The following is a 19,574-nucleotide window of genomic DNA, read 5'->3' on the forward strand; positions in this document are numbered from 1 at the left end:
TCCTCAGTCAACCACCACTGGTTTGGCCACTCATCGATTCTGCGAGGGCGGTTGTTGACCGTAGGGGTTGGGGGGCTGCAGGGATTGTTCTTGAGGGTGGTACCCATGATTGGGAGCTGAATTAGGGAAGGACTGCTGGGCAGGCGGATAGCCTGCGCCCTGCGAGACGCCGCCGCTGGAGCCTGGGCCACCGTTGCCGCCTTTGCGGCGGCTGCGGATGACCGCAAAAGTGATTGCACCGATGACCAGGACAGCTGCGATCCCGCCGACCAGGCCGAGGACGTTACTGGACGAGGACTTCTTCTTTTTGGCCTGGCTCGATGAGTCCGTCCCTTGGGACGCTTTATTCGAAGTCGAGCTGGATGACGAGAGTTGACCGAGAGGGTTTTTCTTGGGGCCCGCAGGGATATCCATTGTGAGGGCCGAGTAGGGCCGGACGATCCCGTAGCCGTATTCTTCGTCGGGCGCTTTCAGACCCTTGTGGTGCGCGAAGGTGGCGGACTTGATCAGACGGTTGATTACTTGGCCCGCAGTGAGGTCCGGGTACTTTGCGCGGACCAAGGCGGCAGCGGCGGACACAAAGGCCGTGGCATCAGAAGTACCGCTGCCCAGACCGTAACCCTTGGATGCTGTCGGATTCGTGTTGACGATATCGACACCCGGAGCTGTGAGCGTTAGCCCCTCTCCTGTATTCGACTTGTCCCAGAGATTCGCATCCTTATCCACGGCGCCGACAGAAACGACACCGGGTAGTGCTGCTGGTTCACTTACAGCAGAAACACCGTCATTACCCGAGCCGGCCACGACCACAACATCGTGCGCCTGCGCATATGCGATCGCTTCGCGGCCAGCGCTTAGAGTTTTACTGCCGCCATCGCTTGCGAACGACAGATTGATTACTTTGGCGCCATGGTCTACCGCATATTTGACTGCGGCACCCCATGTCTCATCAAGATTTCTGTCAGTATTTGTTTGGAGCGTACGCAAGGGCAAAATTTTAGCTTTCGGCGCGAGCCCCATCACGCCGGAAGAATTTCCCGCACCGTGGCCATGGCCAGCAATGATACCTGCCATCGCTGTCCCATGGCCAAGAACATCCTCTTGGGCATTCCCGCCACCCGTGAAGTCTTTACCCTGAAGGACCTGACCAGTCAGATCAGGATGACTGGCATCCACACCGGAATCGACGACAGCAACGGTGACGCCCTCCCCCTGAGACTCAGTCCAAACATCTTCAGCTGCGAATACATTCAAGGCCCACTGTTGATCTCGAATGTAGTCAGCTGAGGCAGTGGGGGCCGTAGTGAGGAGCACAGCTCCTGCCAGCGCCACGACTCCCGTCGTAGACCAGACTCGCTTAAAACCCACTTCCTTGCTCCTCACTCAACGACGGCTGGGTCAACCAGCCTCCATACGGGCGAGCCGCAGTTTTCGCCGTGCGGCTCGCCCATCGGCTTACTCGATGGTTCGCGGTACGTTCCGGGCGCGGTCCTCTTCTGAGATCCAGGTCTCTTCGTCCTCGACCAGGTAGTCCGGACGGTCGCCTCGGCCGTTCTCCTCCTCAGACCGTCGACCGTTGCGGCCCAAGCTGCCAGCCATTCCGCCTGCCACTGCTCCGCGCTGGGTTCCGCCGCGACTGCCGTGGAGGCCCGCGCCGCCATCGACACCCTTGCCGGTGATGCCCTTAGCTGCTCCAACCACACCGCCACGTGATTTTGCAAGAGCTCCGCGACCCGTGGCTCCGGCACCGCCACGGCCAGCGGCACCGGATCCCGCACCGCCCATGCCGCCCATGCCGGCTCGGCCTGAGGCACCGCGGCCTGTTGCGGCGCCGCCTCCAGCTACACCACCTCGGCCACCCGCGACTCCGATGCCACTGCGTCCAACCGTGGCCCCACGGCCGACTCCGGTTCCCCCCCCGGGTGCAACGATGCCCGGGCCCTGGGCGCCGCCGGTACCTACACCACCGCCACCGCCTCCAACCCCGGTACTCGTACCAAGGCCGGGCCCTGTCAGACCGGGGGTGATGCTGTCTACCTTCGTCTTGGCAGTCGGGAGTTGCGTGCCTCCGGTGATGCCCTGATCCCGGGGCACCGTTGGGGCTGGCTTGACGCTGGTGGTCGGACCCGCGCTCCACGGCTTACTGCCGGAGCCTGAAACGCTGGGCCGAGACGCGCCAACGCCGACCGGGGTGACCGGCGGCGGGTACTCCACATCCCGGTTGGGCTCCTTGACATGGCCGGGGGGTTCTTCGACTACACGGTTGTTTTTCAGGTTCCTCGTGATTCGCGCATACTGAGCGCCCAGGTTCTCCATGACAGCAACACCATTGAGCTGAGCCTCTCGACTCGCGCCGATCTTGCCCTCATTGGCTGCTGCGATCTGGTCGGCAGTCATCTTGCCTTGCCTGAGGTCCGCAGCTACCGCTTCGCCGTTGTCCCATTTCCAGTCAGTGAGACCGTCACCGATCTTATCCAGGGTGCCGGGTTCCTCAATGGCGTCCAGTTGCTCCTTGTACCTGCGCAACTGCGAACCTGCGTCAGCCATCTGAGTACTGTTTAGGTCCGCATGCCAAGCTGCGTTTCGTAGGCTCTGCGAGATTTCGCGAGCCTTCTTCTCGAAACTTCTGGCTGCATCACCTTCCCAGTGTTCCAAGACATTGTCGACTGCTTTATCGAGCAGGCCAGCGATCCCTCCTCCCTCGCCACCGGCGAGGATTTCGTTGACCTTACCCCAATGGCGGCCGGCTTCCTCGATCGCTCCCGGGTTGGTGCCCTCAAGCATCTGCTTGAGCTCTTTGAGCGAGTAGTCAATGAATTGAGTCTTGGTCTGCGGCCGCTCCGGGTTCGCGGTGCAGGAGTCATACTCGATCTTGGGCGCGGGCAGTTCCGTATCACCGGACATCCTGAATGCTTCCCCTCTGTAGGTGATTCTCGATCGGTCTACTTGGCCCAATTACCTTCCGAGCCCCCCGAATTACCACCCATTTGCTGCTTGGTCGCGTACTCCTGCTCGGTGTACTTGTCTTTCACCTTGGAGGTGCTCTTACCGAATTTATCGATCAGGCCGTGAAGTCCTTGGATCGCGCTTTCAAGCTGAGTCTTCGCGTCATGGTGTGCGGCGTGCAGGTCACCCGCCTCCAAGAACAGGCAAGTGTTCCCGAACGCATCCATCGGGATCTCCGTGTTGTACCGCGACGTCTGCCCCGCCTTGTCCATGTCGTCCAGCAGCGTCCAGAGCTTCCGGATGACCTCATCCAACGCGCTCAGATCAACGCGCATCCCGTTACTCATACCCCGTTGTCCTCTCCCCTGTTTTTCAAGTCGTCAGCACCGTTCGGTGCGCAAGTCGTCGCCCGGCCCGCCACTACCGACCAGCCCGGCCGGGACGGCCGGTTCGGCCGGTTCGGTCGTCGCGCCTACTGCGCCAGTCCCGCACAGCCACCCCGCTCCCCGCAACCACCAACGCCAGAGCGAGTCCCGTGCCCAACACGTAGACGGCCAGGCGGCGTTCGCGTTCCGCCTCGCTCTCCCCCATGGTCACAGCCATAGGCACAACCCCACCCGATCCAGCCACCACCGGCGGATCCGGTTGAGGAGAACTCCCCGGTGTGGATCCGTCCGTCAGGGCGGCTACCGGGTCGACGACGCCCCATCCGATGAAGCGGTTGGGCCCCCGGCCCGGACGTTGGGCGGTCTCCTCGATGCGGGTGGCGATCTGGGCCGCCGTCCACTTCGGGTACTTCTCCTTCAGGAGGGCCGCGACGCCCGCGACGTACGGCGCCGCGAAGCTCGTGCCGTCAGCCGTGCACTGGCCGCCCTTCGGAACCGTGGAGACCATGCCGACGCCCGGTGCCGCGACGTCCACGAAATCGCCCGACTGGGAGAAGAAGGCGCGTTCGTCGTTGCGGTCGGAGGCGGCGACCGCCAGGACGCCGTCGTACGAGGCGGGGTAGGTGTCCGAGGGCTTGCCGTCGGCGCCGTCGTTGCCGGCGGCCGCGATGATCAGGGCACCCTTCCGTACGGCTGCCGCCACGGCGTTCCGCAGTTGCAGATTGTCCTGCTTGTTCGCCGTGTCCGAGGAGATGTTGATGACGTCCGCTCCCGCGGCGACAGCGGCACCGATCGCCTGGGACATGGTCCCCGAGTCGCCCTGGCCTTCCTCCCCCTCCCCGCCTGTGTAGCGGTACGAGAGGATCTTGGCCTCCGGCGCGATGCCGACGAAGCCCGTGCCTTCGAGCGGGCGGGCCGCGATGATGCCCGCGACCCGGGTGCCGTGGCCTTCGATGTCGTCCGTGGCGGAGCCGCCGACGTAGGACTTGCCGCCTGCCACGGCGCTGCTCAGCTGCTTGTTGGACTTGTCGACGCCCGTGTCGATCACCGCGACCGTGACGCCCTTGCCCGTCGCCTGTTCCCACAGTTGGTCCAGGAGGATCCGCTGGAGTGACCACGGCGTGGACTTGATGACGTCGCCGCCGAAGACACACTCCGTGCTCGCCGACAGGCCGAAGTCCGGGTTGCCCCCAGAGGGAGGGCTGTCCGGAGCCGCGAGCGCCGGTGGCGCCGACGCAAGGCAGATCCCGGACGCCGCGAGCACGCCGAAAACCCGCTGCAGCGCGCGGGCTCCACTGTTGCGGCTGCCACGGCTCTCGCGGCTTCGCGAACGGGCTGTCCGGCCCTTCACGTTCAGGCCCCCCATGTTCAGGCCCCCAGGGCTTCCTTGCTTCCTGAGAAGCTGGGTCATGTGTGTGGCGATGTGAGTGTGAATGTTTGCGGAATTTGCTGTGCGCGGCTCCGCAGAAGATGTGGGTGATCCCCAAGCAGAGGTCGGCCCAGCGGACGCCATGGCGTCGGCTGGGCCGATTCTCTTCATCTCATGCCCCTCGGGCCGCCGACGGGCTCAGGCCCAGGTGTTGGCGTTGCTCTTCTCGGTGGCCTGGTAGTTCTCGGCCGCGCTCTGCAGCGCGGTGGAGATCTTCAGCAGGGTGGCGTGCAGGGACTGGGCCGTCTGGTCCCACTCGCGCTGCTTGCGCTGGTAGCCCTCCTGCGCCTCACCTTCCCAGGTGTTGGCGACGCGCTTGACGGCGGCCTCGAGGTCGTCGAGCTGCTGCTTGATGCGGCCGGCGGTCGTGCGCACGTCCGTGGACGCGTTGGTGATGGTGGCGTAATTGACGAGAATCGACATCGTCGTTCCCTTTCAGGAAGATTCGGGAAGAATCGAAGGAAGTCTGCGGGGCCCAAGTGGAGTTGGGCAGCGGCCGAAGGTCCTGCGAGGGACTTCGGGCCGGTACGGCTCGATCAGCCGAAGTCCGACATGATCTTGCTGATCTCGGCGTTCTGCTGCTCTTCCGAGGCGGAGTAGTTGCTCCGCGTGGAGTCCACGGCTTCCTTGATGTCGTTGAGGATGTCCGACATCCTCTTCGCGTCGGAGTTCCAACGGTCCTGCAGCTGGCGGTACGACTGGGCCGCCTGGCCCTGCCAGCCGCCGGCGATCTGGTCGATCACTCCGTTGAGACGGCGGATCTCGCCCTGGAGCTGACCGTTGACGGTGTTGATGTCGCCGGAGAGCTTGGTGAGTTCGTCCTCTGTTACCCGGAACTGGCCGGCCATGATGAACCTTCCCCCATGTCGTCGTTGATCCGGGAAACCTGCAGCGGTGCCCGGAGAAGCTTCGCACCTTTGAGCGCTGCAAACACTCTATCGTCAGCCTGTCACTCATCCACAGGCCTGGGCAATCAGTTACACGGCTCACACGCTTGAGCGATCATCCTGTGACCCATGTGGCGTCTTACTCCCAAGTGCCTTGGAGATCAACGCCGTTGAGCGATCACTGGCTCTGCGGCTGTGCCGCGCTGGCGGTGTCCAGGGTGGGTCCCTTGGGGATGAACCTCGCCCATGTCTGCGGCACGATCGCGGGGCTGGAGAGGTCCTCGTAACCGAGCCGTGTGCGCGCCTTGTCGGTCTCGCTCGCACCGCCGTCCGAACCGTCCGAGGGCGAAGAGCCCGGGGACGCGCCGGCGGCGCTCCCCTCCGCCTCGCTGTCGTTGCTCGCCGGCAGCGAGTACCGCAGGCCCGTGTCCGTCAGCAGGTACGTCGCGCCGCCGCCTCCCGCCGTACCGGTGACCTCCTTGAAGAGGAGTCCGGAGCCGGATGAGACGTAGGCGTTCAGCGAGTCGGTGATGACCTTCTTGGGGTAGTTGGTCCCGGCCCACGCGGCGAGCTCCGGCTTCTTGTCGCCGCCGATGGCGCCCTTGTAGACGCTGCACGAGGTGGTGCGCGCCTCGGCGGTCGCCGTGGCTGCCGGGTTGGCCTGCCGGGGAACGGTCTGGGGCCAGCCCTTGTCCGTGTAGAAGCCTTCCGCCTCGCCCCCGTTGGCGGCGATGATCTGCTGGGGGTTGACCTTGATGTCGGTGATCTCGTCGTCGCCGTACGCCTCCTGGGCGTCGGGCGAGCGCTTGAGCAGGTCGGCCACGAAGGGCGTGATGGCGGCGACCTTGTCCTTGAGGACGACGAAGTACTGCTCGCCCTGCGCGTCCTGCGCCTTGAGCACCCGGCCCACCGTGCTCGCCTCGGCGGGCAGTCCCTGGACCGTCGTGGGCGTGCCGACGGACGGGACCGTGGGGAAGGTGATCACGCCGCCTTCGTTGAGGGTGCGCAGCCAGTCCCGGCTCACCGGCTGCGGTTCGGCCCGGCTGCCGATGACGGCGGCGCGCAGCTGGGCCATCGTGGTGTCGTCGAGGCCGGCCTGGTTGCCGAGCAGGAAGAGGTTGCCTCTGCCGTCGACCAGGAACTCCCGTCCGGATTCACGGTCTTGGACGTACAGGGCCTCACTGGGGCCGACCTTGCCCGAGGTGCTCAGCGACTTGGCGTCGTCGGCGTCGAAGACGAAGACGGCGCGGTCGATGGCGCTTTCCTGTCCCGGGGCGGGACGCTCGCACACCGCCCAGGTCTTCACCTTCTCCGCGTCCTCCTTGGAGGGCAGCCGGTCGGGGGCGTAGGGAATGCCGACCGTCGCGCCGTGCCGGAGGCCGCTCTTGTCGATCTCCTTGCCGGGGACCTCGATGACACTGCCCTTGCCCTTGTCGAGCAGGAGTTTGGCGGAGGCGTAGTTGAGGACCGGGTGGAGGACCTTCTCCACCTTGCCGTCCTTCGGATCCGGGTCGAGGACCACGTACCGCGTCGTGGAGTCGCTGTCGACGATGATGTGTTCCCCCGGCGTGTCCCACCCCTTGGGCGCCGTGGGCTTGATGACGCCCCAGGCGATGAAGCCGATGACCAGCACCACGCCCACCCCGAGGCTGGGCATCACCGTACGAACGGGACGCGGCGCGCCTTCTTCGGAGCCGCCCGGTGAAGGCGCCAGGAACGCCGCGACGGTGCGCTTGCGAGCGAACGTGTAGGCGGCCAGCTCATCCCGACGCTTTGCCATGGTCCCCGTTTCTCCCGTTTGTGGTTCTCGACGCGTTCGTCATTCTCGACGCGTTCATGATTCTCGATCGTGTTCGTGATACTCGATCGTGTTCATGATGTGCGAGCGCGTTCTTGGTGGTCGAGCGCGTTCTTGGTGATCGAGCGCGTTCGTCATGCCCGAGGGTGCCGGACAGCTCAGTCATGCCGACCAGGCCGCGGCCTCGTCGTGGACCGCCACTTCGGCCGCGCAGGCACCTACTATGCCCTGCGCCGTGGCACGACGATTCATCAGGTGTGCGGCTGACCCCGCATCTTCACAGAGCTTCACCACAGCGCTCCACCACGCGGGGTGCGTCCGTGACAGGCTGGCCACCTGGGGTTTCGGTGTCCCCTGTGTCGCCTCGGGTTCCGCAGCGGGTACCGTGAGCCACTCGCACGGATGATGTGGGCCATCGGTGCCCCTGGCCCGTCGCCGGTGTCCCGGACAGAGGATCCCGGCCGACGAACGGCCGCTACTTCGCGAAAGGGATGTCCCGGGGGATGACCAGCGCTACGAGCACTCGGCGCGAACGCCGCGCACAGCCGCAACAGGGGGGATCGGGCCGCAGACGCACGGCGGTTGCTCCATCCGCCCCCGCCGCCGCGTCCCCGCGCACGCTGCCCCGCCCGGGCGGTCTGGGCCCGGTGCGGCTGCAGCAGCTCATCCTGGTGGAGCTCGCGGCGGCGGTCATGCTGCTCGCCTGGGCCGCCGACGCGTCCTGGCTGCTGGTCCCGGCCGGTGTCGTCGCGGCGGTGCTGCTGCTCCTGGCGGTCCTGCGTCGGGGCCGTCGTCCCCTGCCCGAGTGGTACGAGACGGCTCGGGCGCTGCGGCGCCGTCGGCGCGAGGCCAAGGAGCCCGTCCCGCCCGGGACGGACCCGATGCTGGCCCCCGTCGTGGAGTGCGACCCGGCCCTGCGGACCTACGGCTTCGTGTCCCGTGACAACCGCTCGATCGGCATGATCGGCGACGGGACGTTCCTGACCGCCGTGCTCTTCGTCCAGCCGGGAGACCAGCCGCTGCGTCCCGGGTCGGCCGGGCGCCAACTGCCGCTCCGGCTGCTCCAGGACGCCCTGGAGGTCGACGGGATCCGTCTCGCCTCCGTCCAGGTCGTGCAGCACACCCAGCCGGCGCCCGCGCCGCATCTGCCCCCGCAGTCGATCGCCGCGCGGTCGTACGGCCCCCTGCAGGCGCAAGCCGGTTCTCCCGCGCTCCGGCTCACCTGGGTCGCCCTCAAGCTCGACCCGGAGCTGTGCCCGGAGGCGGTTAAGGCGCGCGGGGACGGCGTTCCCGGCGCGCAGCGCGCACTGCTGCGGGCGGCGGACCAGTTGGCGAGCCGGCTGGCCGGGGCGGGCTTCAAGGCGACCATCCTGGACGAGACCGAGCTGGTGCAGGCGCTCGCGACCTCCAGCTGCCTGAACCCGCGGGCCAACGCGCAGCACGCTCAGGACGGGCGATCGCCCCAGCGGCGTACGGTCGAGTCGGTGCGGACCTGGCGGGTCGACGACCGGTGGCACACGACGTACTGGGTGTCCCGCTGGCCGCAGTTGGGCAGCGGCGGTGCGGCGCTGCCCGAACTGGTCACGCGGTTCACCTCGCTGCCGGTGCTCGCCACGACGTTCAGCATGACCCTGGGCAAGGCCGGCAATCGAGGGGTCTCGCTCACCGGGCACATCCGGGTCACCGCCCGTGGTGACGAGGAACTGGGCCGTGTGGGCCGGGAGTTGGAGCAGTCCGCGGGTGCCGCCAAGGTCGGGCTGGTCCGTCTCGACCGGGAGCAGGTGCCCGGAGCCCTCGCCACTCTGCCGCTCGGAGGTACGTACTGATGTCCCACCCTGCCCCGACCATGCCCCCGGGACAGCAGGGCCGGGCCCCCGGGCGCACGCCCGCGCACGTCGCCTCGCCCACCGACACCGGCATGATTCCGATCATCCGGCAGCCGGAGACGCCGCAGCAGCGCCGCATCTTCAGCCCGGGTTTCGGGCTGCGCGGCCCGCGTCGCAACCGTCATGTCGTCACCGCCGAGGAGCTAGCGGCGATCAGCATGCCGATCGGGGACGACGGCGTGATCATCGGAACCGACCCCGAGGCGCAGCCGGCCGTGCTCGGCCTGTCCCGTCCGACCGCCTTCGACGTCGTCCTGGTGGGTGGCCTGTGGCTCGCCCAGGTGCTGGCGCTGCGTGCGGCCGCGACGGGCGCGCGCGTGGGGGTCGAGACCGGACGTCCGCAGGCGTGGCAGCAGTTGGCCCAGGCAGCGGGCGGCGGCCAGCAGTGCGTGACGGTCTACCCGGTGGGCCGGGTGCCCGCGCAGGGGCCGTCCGTTTCGAGTCCGGTGGTGTTGTTCCGGGACTGCGGTATCCGCCCGCCACGCGGACGGGTGACCTCCGTGCCCTGGCAGGCCGTGGTGACGGTGCTGCCGTTCGTCAGCGAGCACGCGCCTCGTTGGCTGGCTCAGGCGCAGCTGGTCGGCATCCAGCGCATCTCGCCCCATGAGATCGAGGTCGTACGCGACACCCTGGGCGTCCCGGACGAGCATCTGCAGCATCTGCCGTCCCTTCACGACGGCGTCGCCCTGTGGTGCACTCGCAAGCACTACAAGTTCGTCATGACCGACCCCACCGAAGCGGAGACGGGACTGCTCGGCGTGGCCCGCCGCATGGACTGAGGCGTCGTCGTCTGCCCCAGCAGGGCGTGAACGCGTCGCGCCCCCGGAGTCGTTCCGTGTGCGGCCCCGGGGGCTTTTCCGTCCCGCCATGCGAGTGATTAGGCTTCTGGTGGTGCGGTGACGATCGCAGTCGCGTGGGGCTCGCCACTCGGTCCGCCCGGCCGCGACGACGACCAGCTCAGCAGCAGTGGCTGACCAGGAGGCAAGCAGTGAACAGGGATCGGTCCGAGTACAACGGCGGCAGCCCTTCCTCGGACGGGGACGATCACGAGGTGGATGTCACCGGCGAGTTCGAAATCGTCTACACGCCTCCCGCCTGGTACGCCCAAAGTACGCAGGCTGGCTCTCCGGCCGACGGGCAGCAGGACGCCGGGCCGGCCGCGCCACCACCGCCGACCGGACCGCCCGTCGGGCCGCCCACCGGGCCGCCGGGCCGTCCCGCGCCACAGGGACCCGCACCGCACGCTTCCGTACCGGCACAGCCGCCCACGCAGGGCGTACCGCAGCCCGCACAGCCCCCGCAGCCTCCGCAGCCCTCGCAGGCTCAGGGCACGCCCGGCCCGGACCAGCAGGGCGCTGCCACGGGTGGCTACGGAGTTCCGCCACAGCAGTCCGCGCCGGGCACCGCCCCCGCGTCCGGTGGCACGGCGACGCCCGGCGGGTACGGCTACCCCCAACAGGCACCGCAGCAGGTGCCGCAGCAGCACACGCCTGCCCCGCCGCCCGTCCAGCCGCCGGCCGCACCCGGCTTCCCCGTGCTGCGCCCGGTCGACGAGAACGGCCAGGACGGCCCGGACCGGACCGCTACCCCGGCGGCGGGCGTTCCGGCGGCGGCCGCCCCCGAACGGCCCACGTCCGCACAGCCGTTGCCCCAGCAGTCGGTGCCCGAGCAGCCGCAAACCCAACAGCCGGAAGCCGAACAGCCGGAGGCCGAGCTGAACCATGCCGCAGCCGACGCCGAGGCGGCGCGGCTGTTCGGCGTTGCCGACGACTCCGAACCGGAGGAGGAGCCCGGCGGCGAGGCGGAGGCGGCTGACTCCGCGGGGTCCGTGTCCGGTGCGGAAGGCGACGAGTCGGCAGACGTCCGGCCCGACCAGGACTCCCCCACGCAGACCGACAGCGAGGCGGCGACGGCGGAAGGTGAGCGGGAGGCAGGGACGGAGCCGGAGGCAGCGCCGGAGCCGGCGCCCGCCGTTCCCGGACCCGCGCCCGCGGCGCAGGGGCAGCAGCCACCCGCGCAGCCCCCCGCCCCGCCCCAGCCCAACCAGGCACTCCCCCCGCTGCCGCAGGGCTTCGTGCCCGCGCACCCCGACCAGGGAGTGCCGCAGCAGACGGGACAGCCGGAGCAGCAGGCCGCGCCCGCTCAGCCCGACGGATACGGCTACCCCCAACCTCCCGCGCAGCCGCACCCCGGCCAGCCCGGGCAGCAGCCGCCTGCGCAGGCCTCGTTCGGCCCGCCCCAGCACCCCGGCTACGCGGCGCAGCAGCAGTACCCGGCGGATGGCGGGCAGTTCGCGCCGGTCGACCCGCGGCAGGTGCCCCAGCCCGGCCAGCCGCATGCCGGGCAGCCGTACCCTGCCCAGCCGCAGCACCCTGGAGGTCCGCAGGCCGCCGGTTACGGCTACCCGCAGCAGGCGCCCCCGCCCGCGCAGCCGCAGCCGTACCCGCAGCCGCACCCCGGGCAGCCCGACGCCGCCGGTTACGGCTACCCGCAGCAGCCGCCCCAGCCCACGCAGGCCGGGTACGGTTACCCGCCCCAGCCGGGCTACGGCTATCCGCAGCCCGGTCAGCCGCAGCCGCCCGCACCTCAGCAGCCCACGCCGGACCAGCCCGCACCGCACCCGCACCAGTCGGCCCAGCCTCAGCAGCCCGCCGCTCCGCCCGCCGGCTACGGCCAGCAGGGCTGGGCCGCCCCGCCTGGGCCCCAGGCCGGACCCGGCGCCCCCCAGCAGCAGGCGGCGCCCGGCACTCCGCTCGGTTACAACGCCGCCGTGGAGCTGTCCTCCGATCGGCTGCTGCGCAATCAGCCCAAGGCGCGCAAGAACAACGCGGGCCCCTCGCGCTTCAAGTTCGGCGCCAAGAAGGAGGAGGCGGAGCGGCAGCGGAAGCTGGGGCTGATCCGTACGCCCGTGATGTCCTGCTACCGGATCGCGGTGATCAGCCTCAAGGGCGGCGTCGGCAAGACCACGACGACCATGTCGCTGGGGGCCACGCTCGCCACGGAGCGTCAGGACAAGATCCTGGCGATCGACGCGAACCCGGACGCCGGCACGCTCGGCCGACGGGTCCGGCGCGAGACGGGCGCCACCATCCGCGACCTGGTGCAGGCGATCCCCCAGCTGAACAGCTACATGGACATCCGCCGCTTCACCTCGCAGGCGCCGTCGGGGCTGGAGATCATCGCCAACGACGTGGACCCGGCGGTCTCGACCACGTTCAACGACCAGGACTACCGAAGCGCGCTGGACGTGCTGGGCAGGCAGTACCCGATCATCCTCACGGACTCGGGTACCGGTCTGCTGTACAGCGCGATGCGTGGAGTCCTCGACCTCGCCGACCAGTTGATCATCATCTCCACCCCCTCGGTGGACGGCGCGAGCAGCGCCTCGACCACGCTCGACTGGCTCTCGGCGAACGGGTTCGCCGATCTCGTCCAGCGGTCGGTCACCGTGATCTCCGGTGTCCGCGAGACGGGCAAGATGATCAAGGTGGAGGACATCGTCGCGCACTTCGAGACCCGTTGCCGCGGTGTCGTCGTGGTGCCCTTCGACGAACACCTCGCGGCGGGCGCCGAGGTGGACCTCGACATGATGCGTCCCAAGACCCGCGAGGCGTACTTCGATCTCGCCGCCCTGGTCGCCGAGGACATCGCCCGTACGCAGCAGGGCTTCGGCAACCCGAACCTGCAGCACCCCCCGCAGGGGTACGCGTACCCGCCGCAGCCCTACGCCCAGCCCGGCGGCGCCCCGCAGCCGGGGCAAGCCTGGCAACAGCCCCCGCAGCAGCCCGGGCCGGAGCAGGGCTGGCAGCAGCCGGCGCCGCCGCAGGCGCCGCAGCAGGACCAGCCGCCGCACGGCGTGGTACCGCCCGGCTGGACGCAGCAGTAGCGGATTCGGCCGCCAGGACCCGAGGGCCGGCACCCCTGACGGTGCCGGCCCTCCGGCGTTCCCGGTGTTCCTGGCCCTGCGGCGTTCCCGGTGGTCCCGGTGTCCCCGGCGCGGCGGCCTCCCGCCGAGCCGGGCGGCGGGCCTCAGGGCCGTCGAGGACAACCCGCCGCCCCGCGGCCGTCGCCGTGACGCGCCACTGCCGTCGTAACGCGCCGCGACCGTCGCCGTAAGGCGGCACGAACGGCCGTGTCCGCCACCCGATCGGCCCCTTTCGAGGGGCCGATTCCCTTTCCGGGCGCACGTCGTTCGCCAACGGCGCGGAACTCGTGGCGCAGGGCGGGAAATCCGTCGTCAGGCCCTGACCAGCGGGGCATCACCGGTCTCGACCAATGGCCGGGAAAAGCTCACCGGGTTGTTATTTCCCCAGGCCAGAAGGGGTGCAGGCGCCGTTGACGCGCACAGACAGCGCTGAGACACTCATCAGCCATCTGACGCCTGATCAACCGGTCCTCTCTGCCCCTCCCGTGCGAGCGATGACGCGAGGTCACCGACCATGGACACGAAGACACGCAACCTCCCGGGCCGCGTCCGGCTCGCCGCAGCGGCCGGAGCGGCCGCGCTCACCCTCACCGCCTCCCTCGCGACACCGCTCGACCCGGCGCCGCAGCAGGCCCGTGCGGCCGACGACGGCAGGAAGGTGCTGACCGTCGCGGTGGCGCAGAGCGTCGACTCGCTGAGCCCGTTCCTGGCGGTCCGGCTGCTCAGCACGAGCATCCACCGGCTCACGTACGAGTACCTGACCAACTACGACCCGGAGGACAACCACGTCGTCCCGGGCCTGGCCACCAAGTGGCGGTCGTCGCCGGACAAGCTGACCTGGACGTACACGATCCGCTCCGACTCCAGGTGGTCGGACGGGAAGCGGGCCACCGCCGAGGACGCGGCGTGGACGTTCAACAAGATGATGACCGACGAGGGCGCGGCCACCGCCAACGGCAGCTTCGTCGCCAACTTCCGCGAGGTCACCGCCCCGAGCCCCACCGAGCTGGTCATCGAGCTGAAGAAGCCGCAGGCCACGATGACGGCCCTGGACGTGCCGATCGTGCCCCGGCACGTGTGGGAGAAGGTCGGCGACTTTTCCAAGTTCAACAACGACAAGAGCTTCCCGGTCGTCGGCAACGGGCCGTTCGTCCTCACCGGTTACAAGCCCGACAGCTATGTGCGCCTCAAGGCCAACAAGGACTTCTGGCGCGGGGCGCCGAAGTTCGACGAGCTGGTCTTCCGCTACTACAAGGACCAGGACGCGGCCGTCTCCGCGCTGCGCAAGGGCGAGGTGTCCTTCGTCGCCGGGTCACCGTCGCTGACGCCCGCCCAGGCGGCGTCGTTGAAGGGCGAGAAGAACATCCGGGTGAACGACGCGCCCGGCCGCCGCTTCTACGCCCTGGCCACCAACCCGGGGGCACGGGCGAAGAACGGCCAGAGGTTCGGCGACGGCCACCCTTCCCTGCTGGACCAGCGGGTGCGGCGCGCCCTGTTCATGGCAGTGGACCGCGAGACCATCGTCGACAAGGTGTTCCAGGGGCACGCCGTCGAGGGCCAGGGCTACATCCCGCCGCGCTTCTCGCAGTACTTCTGGAAGCCGTCCCCCGGCCAGGAGCTGGCGTACGACCCGGCGAAGGCGGAACAGCTCCTCGACCAGGCCGGCTACAGGAAGAACGGCGACGGCAAACGGGTCGGCAAGGACGGCAGGCCGATCACCTACCGCGTGCTGTGCCACGCCACCGACCCGAACGACAAGGCGGTCGGCAAGTACCTCCAGGAGTGGTGGGGCAGGCTCGGCATCGGTGTCACGCTCACCTGCCTGGACAACGTGACCGACCCCTGGCTCGCCGGCAAGTACGACCTCGCCTTCGACGGCTGGTCGGTCAACCCGGACCCGGACTTCGTCCTGTCCATCCACACCTGCGCGGCGCTCCCGGCCACCCCGAAGGACACGGGCGCGACCGACAACTTCATCTGCGACAAGCGCTACGACGAGCTCTACGCGCGACAGCTCGCCGAGTACGACCCCGCCGCACGGGCCGCCATCGTCCGGCGGATGGAGTCCCGGCTGTACGACCTCGGGTACATGAACGTCATGGCGTACCCGAACGCCGTCGAGGCCTACCGCACGGACCAGATCGAGTCGATCACCACCATGCCGGCGAAGGCGGGCAACATCTACGGCCAGGACGGCTACTGGAGCTGGTGGTCCGCGGTTCCGGCGGACTCCGACGCCGCGTCGGACGGTTCGTCGTCGACCGGGGTGGTCATCGGGATCGTCGCCGGTGCTGTCGTCCTCGCCGGCATCGGGGCGTTCGTGGCGATGCGCCGGCGGGCCACCGCCGAGGACCGCGAGTAGGCGATCGGGGCCTCATGACCGTTGATGCAACGCCCGTGCCGGCCGAGAAGGACGGGACGGTCGCACCCCGGGCGCGTGGCCGCACCGCGTACCCGCGGTATGTGGCGGGCAAGGTGGGCGGGGCGGCCGTGTCCCTGCTGGCCGTCCTGGTCACCAGTTTCTTCCTGTTCCGGCTGATCCCCGGCGACCCGGTCAAGACCATGACCGGCGGGCGGCAGGTCTCGCAGGAACAACTGGCCGCGTACCGCAGGGAGTTCGGTCTGGACCTGCCGCTGTGGCGGCAGTTCACCGACTACTGCGGCAAGGCGCTCACCGGTGACCTCGGGACGTCGTACCAGTTCCGCGCTCCCGTCGTCGACAAGATCACGGAGGCTCTGCCGAACACGCTGCTGCTCACCGGGACGGCCTTCGTGCTCTACACGGCCCTGGGCATCCTCCTCGGCACGCGCTCGGCGTGGCGGCACGGCCGGCTGGGCGACCGGTTGAACACCGGCCTGGCGCTGACCCTGTACTCGGTGCCGTCCTTCTGGCTGGGGCTGCTGCTGATCATCACGCTCTCGGTGGGCGTGGGGCCGGTCCCGGGGCTGTTCCCCACGGGCGGCATGGAGTCGGGCGGCAAGGAGGGCTTCGCGTACGCCGTGGACGTGGCGCACCATCTGGTGCTGCCGGTGGTGACGCTGGTGGCGGTGGAGTACGGGCAGACGCTGCTGGTGACGCGGTCGGCGCTGCTGGACGAGATGGGCAGCGACTATCTGACGACCGCGCGGGCCAAGGGGCTGCGTGACGACCTGGTGCGGCGCCGGCACGCCGTGCCCAACGCGCTGCTGCCGACCGTGACGCTGATCTTCATCAACCTCGGGCGGACGGTCGCGGGCGTGATCCTGGTGGAGACGGTGTTCTCCTGGCCGGGGCTCGGCGGGCTGTTCTACCAGGCGCTGAGCGTGCCGGATCTGCCGCTGGTGCAGGGTCTGTTCTTCGTCTTCGCCGCCGCCGTGATCGTGATGAACACGCTCGCCGACCTGATCTATCCGCTGCTCGATCCCCGGGTGGGCCGATGACGACGACTTCCGTGCCGCCGGATCCGCGTGCGCTGGCCCGGCAGCGGCGCCGCGCCTCCGCCGTGCGCTTCTGGCGGCAGTACCGCACCCACCGGGCGGGGCTGTTCGGCCTGGGCGCGCTCGTGCTGTTCGCCGTGCTGGCGCTCGCCGCTCCGCTGCTGGTCGGCTCGGACGTGAGTAGCGTGACGGGTGCGCCGGGCCGGCCGCTGGAGGGCCCGAGCGCCCGGTTCCCGTTCGGGACCGACCAGTTCGGGCGGAGCCTGCTGGGGCTGGTGGTCTGGGGCGCCCGGGTGTCGCTGCTGGTCGGGCTGCTCGCCGCCGTGCTGTCGGTCGCGATCGGCACGCTCATCGGCGTCACGGCCGGGCACTTCGGGGGCTGGTACGCGACCGTGATGATGCGGATCACCGACTGGTTCCTGGTGATGCCGACGCTGGTGCTGGCGATCGCGCTGGCCACGGTGATGTCGCGCTCGCTGACCACGATCGTCGTGGCGATCGGCGTGACGACGTGGCCGACCACGGCCCGGCTGGTGCGCGCGCAGACGCTGGCGGTCGAGACCCGGCCGTACATCGAACGCGCCAGGGCGCTCGGCGGCGGGCACTGGCACATCATGTCCCGGCACGTCCTGCCGAACGTCATGCCGCTCGTCCTCGCGCAGACCACCCTGATCATCTCCTCGGCGATCCTCGCGGAGGCGACGCTCGCCTTCCTCGGCCTCGGCGATCCGACGGTCGTCTCGTGGGGCGGGCTGCTGCAGGACGCCCGGGAGGCGGGGGCGGTCAGTGCCGGGGACTGGTGGTACCTGGTGCCGCCCGGTGTCGCTATCGCCGTGGTGGCGCTGGCGTTCACGCTGTGCGGGCGGGCCGTGGAGTCCGTCCTCAACCCCAGGCTGGGGGTGTCGCGGTGAGTCTGCTGGACGTCAGGGAGCTGACGGTGACGTACGCCGGCGGGGCGGCCGCGGTGCGCGGGGTGGACCTGCGGCTGGAGGCGGGCCGGAAGCTGGGGCTCGCCGGGGAATCGGGCTGCGGCAAGTCCACGTTGGCCTTGGCGCTGCTGCGGCTGCTGCCGGCCGGGGCGCGGGTCACCGGCGAGATCCTGCTCGACGGCGAGGACGTGCTGACGATGAGGTGGGGCCGGGTGCGCGCGGTGCGCTGGGCGGGGGCGTCCATCGTCTTCCAGGGCGCGATGCACTCCCTCAACCCGGTGCACCGCGTCGGCGACCAGATCGCCGAGCCGATCCTGCTGCACGGCGGGGCCACCCCGGCCGGGGCGCGGAGGAAGACCGGCGCACTGCTGGAACACGTCGGCCTCCCGGCGGCGCGCGCGGCCGCGTACCCGCACGAACTGTCCGGCGGGCAGCGCCAGCGGGTCATGATCGCCATGGCGCTGGCCTGCGAGCCACGCCTGATCGTCGCCGACGAACCGACCACCGCGCTCGACGTGATGGTCCAGGCGCAGATCCTGCGGCTGATCGAACAGCTCGTCGCCGAGCAGGACGTGGGTCTGATCATGATCAGTCACGATCTGGCGGTCCTGGCCGACACCTGTGACCGGCTGGCGGTGATGTACGCGGGCCGGGTCGTCGAGGAGGGCCCGGCCCGGCAGGTGTACGAGGCGGCGCGGCACCCGTACGCCCAGGCCCTGTCGGCCGCGTTCCCGCGGATCGGCGACCCGGCGTCGCGGTTCGCGCCGCGCGGCCTGGCCGGCGACCCGCCCGACCCGTCGGCGCTGCCGTCCGGCTGCACGTTCCATCCGCGCTGCCCGGTGGCGCTGGAGTCCTGCGCGACGCAGGACCCGGTGCTGCCGGCGGCGGGACCCGGGCGACGGGCCGCGTGTGTGCGGGTGAACGGCACGGCGGCGGAGCCCCTGGAGGAAGCGAGGCGCAGCACCCCATGACGACGTCCCCCGCGCCCCTGCTGAGCGCCCAGGGCCTGCACGTCACCTTTCCCGGGCGGCACGGCGCGCCCCGCGCCCGGGCGGTGGACGGTGTCCATCTGGAGATCCGGCCCGGCGAGATCGTCGCCCTGGTCGGCGAGTCGGGCTGCGGCAAGACGACGCTGGCCCGCTGTCTGCTGGGCCTGGTCGAGCCGACGTCTGGCCGCGTCACGTTCGACGGGCGGCCGCTGGAGTACTCCGGCCGGGCCCTGAAGGCGTACCGCAGGCGGGTCCAGCTGGTGCTGCAGGACCCCAGCGGGTCGCTCAACCCGCGGCACACGGTGTACGACGCGGTGGCCGAGGGCCTGCGCATCCACGGGTACGGCGGCGACGAGCGGGCCGCGGTCGCCGAGGCCCTCTCCCGGGCCGGGCTGCGCCCCCCGGAGCGGTTCTTCCTGCGCTACCCGCACGAGCTGTCCGGCGGGCAGCGCCAGCGCGTGGTCATCGCGGGCGCGCTCGTCCTGGAGCCGGAACTCCTCGTCGCCGACGAGCCGGTGGCCTCTCTGGACGCCTCGGTGCGCGGCGAGATCCTCGCCCTGCTGCTGCGGCTGCGCGCCGAACTGGGCCTGTCGGCGCTGGTCGTGACGCACGACCTGGGACTGGCCTGGAACATCGCCGACCGGGTCGCCGTGATGTACCTGGGGCGGATCGTGGAGACGGGCGACGTCGAGCGGGTGCTCACGGCGCCCCGGCACCCGTACACCCAGGCCTTGCTGTCCGTCCTGCCGGAGGCCCCGGGCGAGCCGGTGGTGCTCGGCGGGGAGCCGCCGGACCCCTCCCGCATCCCTTCCGGCTGCCGCTTCCACGTCCGTTGCCAGATCCTGGCGAGCGGGGAGGCGGACCGGGTGGGTGTCGCCGACGCGTGCCGCAGCCAGGACGTGCCCGTCCTCGACGGCACCGCGACGGCCCAGGTGGCGTGCCACTGGGCAGCGTCCCCGAGGGGCGCAAAGCTGTGAGGGAT

Annotated in this window: 15 protein-coding genes; 8 read left to right on the top strand and 7 right to left on the bottom strand. The window is 69.8% G+C overall.

Annotated features, from left to right (window positions below):
• Positions 1–30: 30 nt before the first annotated feature.
• The 7 genes from mycP (ACFPZJ_RS37015) to eccB all read right to left on the bottom strand — a co-directional run bounded on the left by mycP (ACFPZJ_RS37015) (position 31) and on the right by eccB (position 7,428).
• Entirely contained in the window at positions 31–1,332 is a 1,302-nt protein-coding gene (gene mycP / locus ACFPZJ_RS37015; RefSeq protein ID WP_381031073.1) for a type VII secretion-associated serine protease mycosin, read from the bottom strand.
• A 123-nt stretch (positions 1,333–1,455) separates the two neighbouring features.
• Positions 1,456–2,904: a hypothetical protein gene (locus ACFPZJ_RS37020; protein ID WP_381031075.1), complete on the bottom strand. Its 1,449-nt coding sequence runs from the start codon at positions 2,902–2,904 to the stop codon at positions 1,456–1,458.
• A gap of 38 nt (positions 2,905–2,942) precedes the next feature.
• On the bottom strand, positions 2,943–3,281 hold the full coding sequence (locus tag ACFPZJ_RS37025) for a hypothetical protein (protein WP_381031077.1): 339 nt from the start codon (positions 3,279–3,281) through the stop codon (positions 2,943–2,945).
• Positions 3,282–3,366: 85 nt separating this feature from the next.
• Complete coding sequence (mycP, locus tag ACFPZJ_RS37030; protein WP_381031079.1) at positions 3,367–4,596, bottom strand: type VII secretion-associated serine protease mycosin; 1,230 nt, start codon at positions 4,594–4,596, stop codon at positions 3,367–3,369.
• Between the two features lie 303 nt (positions 4,597–4,899).
• Positions 4,900–5,184, bottom strand: a complete 285-nt coding sequence (locus ACFPZJ_RS37035; protein WP_381031081.1) for a WXG100 family type VII secretion target — start codon at positions 5,182–5,184, stop codon at positions 4,900–4,902.
• 113 nt (positions 5,185–5,297) lie between these two features.
• Positions 5,298–5,609 carry a WXG100 family type VII secretion target gene (locus ACFPZJ_RS37040; protein ID WP_381031083.1) on the bottom strand — a complete coding sequence of 104 codons (312 nt, stop codon included), beginning with the start codon at positions 5,607–5,609 and terminating at the stop codon, positions 5,298–5,300.
• Positions 5,610–5,826: 217 nt separating this feature from the next.
• Positions 5,827–7,428 (bottom strand): type VII secretion protein EccB, encoded by a 1,602-nt coding sequence (gene eccB, locus ACFPZJ_RS37045; protein WP_381031085.1) that lies wholly within the window; start codon positions 7,426–7,428, stop codon positions 5,827–5,829.
• A 521-nt stretch (positions 7,429–7,949) separates the two neighbouring features.
• On the opposite strand from eccB, the gene eccE reads away from it, so the two are divergent.
• The 8 genes from eccE (at position 7,950) to ACFPZJ_RS37085 (ending at position 19,569) form a co-directional block, all read left to right on the top strand.
• Positions 7,950–9,272 (top strand): type VII secretion protein EccE, encoded by a 1,323-nt coding sequence (gene eccE, locus ACFPZJ_RS37050; RefSeq protein WP_381031087.1) that lies wholly within the window; start codon positions 7,950–7,952, stop codon positions 9,270–9,272.
• The gene (locus ACFPZJ_RS37055; protein ID WP_381031089.1) at positions 9,272–10,111 is read left to right on the top strand and encodes a hypothetical protein; all 840 of its coding nucleotides are present in this window, start codon (positions 9,272–9,274) and stop codon (positions 10,109–10,111) included. Before eccE ends, ACFPZJ_RS37055 begins: the two co-directional genes overlap by 1 nt.
• Before the next feature lie 209 nt (positions 10,112–10,320).
• Positions 10,321–13,218 (top strand): SCO5717 family growth-regulating ATPase, encoded by a 2,898-nt coding sequence (locus ACFPZJ_RS37060; RefSeq protein ID WP_381031091.1) that lies wholly within the window; start codon positions 10,321–10,323, stop codon positions 13,216–13,218.
• 553 nt (positions 13,219–13,771) lie between these two features.
• A complete protein-coding gene (locus tag ACFPZJ_RS37065) occupies positions 13,772–15,619 on the top strand; it encodes an ABC transporter substrate-binding protein (protein ID WP_381031093.1) in 1,848 nt (615 codons plus the stop codon).
• 14 nt (positions 15,620–15,633) lie between these two features.
• Positions 15,634–16,677, top strand: a complete 1,044-nt coding sequence (locus tag ACFPZJ_RS37070; protein WP_381031095.1) for an ABC transporter permease — start codon at positions 15,634–15,636, stop codon at positions 16,675–16,677.
• Complete coding sequence (locus tag ACFPZJ_RS37075) at positions 16,674–17,585, top strand: ABC transporter permease (RefSeq protein ID WP_381031097.1); 912 nt, start codon at positions 16,674–16,676, stop codon at positions 17,583–17,585. The genes ACFPZJ_RS37070 and ACFPZJ_RS37075 overlap by 4 nt, the downstream gene beginning before the upstream one ends.
• Positions 17,531–18,574, top strand: coding sequence for an ABC transporter ATP-binding protein (locus tag ACFPZJ_RS37080; RefSeq protein ID WP_381031099.1), 1,044 nt, complete (start codon positions 17,531–17,533; stop codon positions 18,572–18,574). The genes ACFPZJ_RS37075 and ACFPZJ_RS37080 overlap by 55 nt, the downstream gene beginning before the upstream one ends.
• Positions 18,571–19,569: an oligopeptide/dipeptide ABC transporter ATP-binding protein gene (locus ACFPZJ_RS37085; RefSeq protein ID WP_381031101.1), complete on the top strand. Its 999-nt coding sequence runs from the start codon at positions 18,571–18,573 to the stop codon at positions 19,567–19,569. The genes ACFPZJ_RS37080 and ACFPZJ_RS37085 overlap by 4 nt, the downstream gene beginning before the upstream one ends.
• Positions 19,570–19,574: the final 5 nt, after the last annotated feature.

The sequence above is a fragment of the Streptomyces bullii genome (assembly GCF_042657145.1).
GTDB lineage: Bacteria > Actinomycetota > Actinomycetes > Streptomycetales > Streptomycetaceae > Streptomyces > Streptomyces bullii.

Excerpts from the sequence above, each read along its gene's own strand:
- ACFPZJ_RS37085 (WP_381031101.1), top strand. The coding sequence starts at position 18,571 with ATGACGACGTCCCCCGCGCCCCTGCTGAGCGCCCAGGGCCTGCACGTC.
- ACFPZJ_RS37035 (WP_381031081.1), bottom strand. The coding sequence starts at position 5,184 with ATGTCGATTCTCGTCAATTACGCCACCATCACCAACGCGTCCACGGAC.
- eccB (WP_381031085.1), bottom strand. The coding sequence starts at position 7,428 with ATGGCAAAGCGTCGGGATGAGCTGGCCGCCTACACGTTCGCTCGCAAG.
- ACFPZJ_RS37070 (WP_381031095.1), top strand. The coding sequence starts at position 15,634 with ATGACCGTTGATGCAACGCCCGTGCCGGCCGAGAAGGACGGGACGGTC.
- ACFPZJ_RS37075 (WP_381031097.1), top strand. The coding sequence starts at position 16,674 with ATGACGACGACTTCCGTGCCGCCGGATCCGCGTGCGCTGGCCCGGCAG.
- ACFPZJ_RS37025 (WP_381031077.1), bottom strand. The coding sequence starts at position 3,281 with ATGCGCGTTGATCTGAGCGCGTTGGATGAGGTCATCCGGAAGCTCTGG.
- eccE (WP_381031087.1), top strand. The coding sequence starts at position 7,950 with ATGACCAGCGCTACGAGCACTCGGCGCGAACGCCGCGCACAGCCGCAA.
- ACFPZJ_RS37040 (WP_381031083.1), bottom strand. The coding sequence starts at position 5,609 with ATGGCCGGCCAGTTCCGGGTAACAGAGGACGAACTCACCAAGCTCTCC.
- ACFPZJ_RS37020 (WP_381031075.1), bottom strand. The coding sequence starts at position 2,904 with ATGTCCGGTGATACGGAACTGCCCGCGCCCAAGATCGAGTATGACTCC.
- ACFPZJ_RS37065 (WP_381031093.1), top strand. The coding sequence starts at position 13,772 with ATGGACACGAAGACACGCAACCTCCCGGGCCGCGTCCGGCTCGCCGCA.
- ACFPZJ_RS37055 (WP_381031089.1), top strand. The coding sequence starts at position 9,272 with ATGTCCCACCCTGCCCCGACCATGCCCCCGGGACAGCAGGGCCGGGCC.